General features: G+C 54.3%; 3 rRNA genes. All 3 read right to left on the bottom strand.

Going from position 1 to position 843, the window contains the following annotated elements:
* Positions 1-411 (bottom strand): 23S ribosomal RNA (locus ACFSO0_RS03005); the annotation flags it as partial.
* Between the two features lie 152 nt (positions 412-563).
* Positions 564-680: ribosomal RNA gene (rrf, locus tag ACFSO0_RS03000) — 5S ribosomal RNA — on the bottom strand.
* 62 nt (positions 681-742) lie between these two features.
* Positions 743-843, bottom strand: a 16S ribosomal RNA gene (locus ACFSO0_RS02995); the annotation flags it as partial.

Raw genomic sequence — 843 nt, 5'->3', positions numbered from 1 at the left:
TGGGTCTCGGAGAGATGCGCGTTTAGGTTACGCGACTGTCACGCCCTATGGTCAGCCTTCCCAGACTGTTCACCTACGCGCATCTTTTGTAACTCCATGTGAGACGCCCCACAACCCCGTCGGGTAAACCCGACGGTTTAGGCTCTTCCGCGTTCGCTCGCCACTACTGACGGAATCACTTTTGTTTTCTCTTCCTCCGGCTACTTAGATGTTTCAGTTCACCGGGTCTGCCCTCTCATCACCTATGGATTCAGTGAAGGATACCATCCCATTACGGATGGTGGGTTGCCCCATTCGGAGATCCCCGGATCAAAGCGTGCTTACCGCTCCCCGAGGCTTATCGCAGTTCGCTGCGTCCTTCTTCGGCTCCTAGCGCCAAGGCATCCACCGTGTGCCCTTAGTAACTTAACCACAATTGGTCAGCACTAAAAAGTACTTACAGTTTAAATCCTTAGCAATACATGCAGTATCCAGTTTTCAAGGAACGACGACGCACAGGATGTGCTAGTGTCTGCGTTGCCTCATGAATGAGGCGTCTTTAGCAGACGATCCTTTTGGCGTCCGCCTGGCAACGTCCTACTCTCCCGGCTCCCTGCGGAGCAAGTACCATCGGCGCTGGAGGGCTTAACGGCCGTGTTCGGTATGGGAACGGGTGTGTCCCCTCCGCCATCATCACCAGACTATGAGAGCATGCACTCTCAAAACTGAACAGCGAATAAGCGTAATCGTCGTATCTCCATAGAAAGGAGGTGATCCATCCGCACCTTCCGGTACGGATACCTTGTTACGACTTCACCCCAGTCATCTACCCCACCTTCGGCGGCTGGCCCCCAACCGGGTTAC

This window comes from Brevibacillus sp. GCM10020057 (assembly GCF_042683565.1).
Taxonomy (GTDB): Bacteria; Bacillota; Bacilli; order Brevibacillales; family Brevibacillaceae; genus Brevibacillus.
This window is presented reverse-complemented; position numbering and strand designations above follow the sequence as displayed.